This window comes from Aquiflexum sp. (assembly GCF_041749095.1).
GTDB lineage: Bacteria > Bacteroidota > Bacteroidia > Cytophagales > Cyclobacteriaceae > Aquiflexum.
Map to the genome: position 1 here is coordinate 1 of NZ_JBGTCA010000257.1, position 3,511 is coordinate 3,511.

General features: G+C 41.6%; 4 protein-coding genes. 1 reads left to right on the forward strand and 3 read right to left on the reverse strand.

Features of this window, described 5'->3' with window-relative positions; all coding sequences use genetic code 11:
* The first annotated feature begins 314 nt into the window (after positions 1-314).
* Positions 315-1,508, forward strand: a complete 1,194-nt coding sequence (locus tag ACEW8O_RS12075; protein ID WP_373494883.1) for an ATP-binding protein — start codon at positions 315-317, stop codon at positions 1,506-1,508.
* 164 nt (positions 1,509-1,672) lie between these two features.
* Here ACEW8O_RS12075 and brnA read toward each other — a convergent pair whose 3' ends face one another.
* The 3 genes from brnA to ACEW8O_RS12090 are packed head-to-tail and all read right to left on the reverse strand — an operon-like array spanning position 1,673 to position 3,438.
* Entirely contained in the window at positions 1,673-1,909 is a 237-nt protein-coding gene (gene brnA / locus ACEW8O_RS12080) for a type II toxin-antitoxin system BrnA family antitoxin (RefSeq protein WP_373494884.1), read from the reverse strand.
* 25 nt (positions 1,910-1,934) lie between these two features.
* The gene (locus tag ACEW8O_RS12085) at positions 1,935-2,702 is read right to left on the reverse strand and encodes an ABC transporter permease subunit (protein WP_373494885.1); all 768 of its coding nucleotides are present in this window, start codon (positions 2,700-2,702) and stop codon (positions 1,935-1,937) included.
* Positions 2,695-3,438, reverse strand: a complete 744-nt coding sequence (locus ACEW8O_RS12090) for an ABC transporter ATP-binding protein (protein WP_373494886.1) — start codon at positions 3,436-3,438, stop codon at positions 2,695-2,697. The genes ACEW8O_RS12085 and ACEW8O_RS12090 overlap by 8 nt, the downstream gene beginning before the upstream one ends.
* Positions 3,439-3,511: the final 73 nt, after the last annotated feature.

Consider the following 3,511-nt stretch of genomic DNA (forward strand, 5'->3'; position numbering starts at 1 on the left):
GCTTGTTATGAAATAAATAAGATCTTCCTTTTGCGGATAGGTCTGAATATTTTGAACTATAAGGGTGATTGTAATTATTCAGATTTTCAGGTTATGTTTATTTGGGTGATTTTAGTGCATTCCATGGTAAAGCAGTCTGAAGAATGCAAAGTGCTGGTCCAAGTCTGAAGACTTGAACCATTGAAGATTTGAACCATTGGCAAAAACCGCTTAATTATATTTCACAAACCACTGATAATAAATTATATATCTAAATATTTTGAATTTACTCAATGTATTGAGTAAATTTGCTCAATACATTGAGTAAAATAACTATGGTATACCAAAGGACAGAAAAAGCCGGATTGTTGAAACGGTTGAAGGATGAACCGAGGAGGTTTATACAGGTCATCTATGGGCCTCGGCAGGTGGGTAAGACTACCTTGGTCAGGCAGATTATGGAAGAACTTGATTATCCCCATCATTTGGTGGCGGCGGATGCTGTGCCGGCGGGAGATGGCTTGTGGATAGCACAGCAATGGGAAAATGTCCGGGTCCGACAGCAACAACAGGCTGAAAAACCTTTTCTCCTGGTCATCGATGAAGTCCAAAAAATCGACAACTGGTCCGAGCAGATCAAAGCCGAATGGGATAGGGATGCCGCTGAGGGTAGGGATATCCGGGTGGTGTTGCTGGGTTCATCGAGGTTGATGCTGCAGCAGGGACTGACAGAATCTTTGGCAGGAAGGTTTGAAGCTACTTATCTTGGGCATTGGTCCTACAAGGAAATGAAGGATGCTTTTGGTCTGACGGCTGAGGAGTTTGTGTGGTTTGGGGGTTATCCCGGTGCGATTACGCTGAGAGAGGATGAAGACAGGTGGAAAAGCTATGTCCGCGATGCGCTCTTGGAGACGAGTATTTCCAAAGATATCCTTATGCTAACCCGGGTGGATAAACCTGCTTTGATGAAGCGTTTGTTTGAATTGGGATCGGCGTATTCGGGACAGATTCTGAGCTTTACCAAAATCATGGGACAACTGACCGATGCAGGTAACACCACCACCTTGGCAAATTATTTGGAGCTGTTGAATGATGCCGGGTTGTTGGCGGGATTGGAAAAATACAGTCCAAACATGGTCAGAAAGCGCTCTTCCAGTCCCAAGTTTCAGGTTCATAACACCGCGATCATGTCGGGCATTTCCAATGAAAGTCTCGATACTTTGCTTGAAGACCATGAGGCATGGGGAAGGTGGGTGGAATCTGCTGTGGGTGCGCACCTGATCAATCAGGTATTCAAGGACAAAAAGCTTTCTTTGCATTATTGGAGGGAGGGCAATGACGAAGTGGATTATGTGGTTGAATACAAGAAGCGGGTGATTGGACTTGAAGTGAAGTCCGGTAAGACTGGAAAATTATCAGGCTTAAATGCTTTCGATAAAAAGTTCAAACCTGAAAAATCCCTGCTGATCGGTGCAGATGGGATTCCATGGCAGGTGTTTTTGCAAATGGATGTCGTGGATTTGTTTTAAAAAAAGGCAGTCTATATGGCTGTCTTTTCTTTGTTTTTTATGCTAAAAAATATTTTCGTAACTAATTGAATATCATGTAATAATATATGTTTTTAATAATTTACTCAATGTATTGAGTAAATTAACTCAATGGCATGAGTAAAAGGAATTGTGTTGCGAAAATTTTATGTCTCTTTCAATTTTTCAGAGATGAAAACCTTGATAAGACTTTGGCGGGTAATTCCTAATCGTTGGGCTAACTTATCCAACTCCTGAACCATCCATTCAGGAAAATCCACACTGACACGTTTGGGCTTTAATCCTGGTTTGCTTGCCTTTTCAAGATTTAAAAAATCAGACAAATCCTCATTATCCTCAAACTTTTGATCAAACTCAGCCGCTGTAATAGATTGCTTTTTCATTTTCTCTGGATTTTCTTACTGAAATTTAAAAATCCTTTTTCCTAAATACCCTCATCGCAACTCCCAATGGCCATAGCATCCAAATCAACATCATCGCTGAAGAGAGCAATATTCCCTTGGCAGATCCGAAGAAATTTTGGAAAAAGGCCCCTGTGTATCCCATAAGTGCGGAGATGTCCAATTGCATCAACATGATGATCCGACCAAGGTCAACGGGATTGAAGAAGACGAGTCCTAAGGTTGTTTTTTCCAATGGGTAATCAGCCAAACTATAAATCAGATAAAGTACAAATCCATCATAGATCAGCGAGAAATAAATCCAGAAAGACAAGCTAATACCAATGGCCTTGGCTTTGTCCCGCGTAAGAACAGAGGCTAGGAACGCCAATCCTGCAAAGACTACACTTAAGGCTATTCCAATGCCCAGCAAGATGAGAACAGTGCTGTCCGCTCCCCAAAGTACCATAGGAATTCCAAATCCAATCACGATGGCGGCACTGAGCATGATGACTACAGCCAAAACCTGGCTCAAGAAAACATCACGTCTCTTTACAGGTTGCGCTAGCATCAGCTCGGTAAATTCCAGGTTATTGAAAAAGTGTGTAGTTGCAAATACAGCAGCTATCAATGGGACGATCATCAACATGATATTGAGTAAGCTTAAAGAGACTTTGCTCATGTCCTCAGATACCTGGTAGATGGAAACGGCCACCAAGACCATAAAGATGGTATATAATATGGCAAACCTACTTTTTACTATATCATAAAGGGAATATTTCAGTAACTTAAACATGGCTTAAATCATTTATTGTCTTCTTTTTTTTTAAACTCCACTCCATCAATCTGGCGATAGCTGTCGAGAACTTTTCCTCCCCAGTGATATCCTTCAGTCCGGTGATGGTATCATTGAAAAAGACTTCTCCTTCGTTGATATAGATGGCATGATCTGTCAGTTCATCCAGTTCGCTGAGAATGTGGGAGGTGATCAAGATGAGTTTCCCTGCATCCCGCTCTTTTTTGATTTTATTCTTCAAGGTTTCCACTGCCATCGGATCAAGACCTGCTGTAGGTTCATCCAAGATCAGGATATCAGCCCTGAACATAAATGCAAGCGCAGCACTCACTTTTTGACGGGTTCCACCGCTAAGGGTGTGCATAGGTTTGTCCAAGGTTTTGTCTAGTCCAAAAGCTTCTATCAGTTCAAGATCATAATCCTTTATTCCCGGTCTCATGTCCTGCATCATGCTGAAAAGTTGTCCGATTCGGATATTGTCAGGGTAGCGGCCAATCTGTGGCATATAACCGATATTGGATCGATAGGCAAATTTACCTTTGATGGATTCTCCTTTAACTAGGACATCACCTGAATTGGGAATGACCATCCCCAAGATTATTTTGATCAGCGTGGTTTTTCCGGAACCGTTTGGGCCCATCAATGCATAACTTTTGCCTGATTCAAACTCCAAGTTGAAATCTTTCAAAACTTCAAGTTTTCCGAATTTTTTATGGATGTGTCGTACCGAAATCATATGGTTTCATTTTAGGGGAGTTGTCAATCATATTTTCAGGAGTAATGGAGGGAATGACTTTTTCCATTCTGTC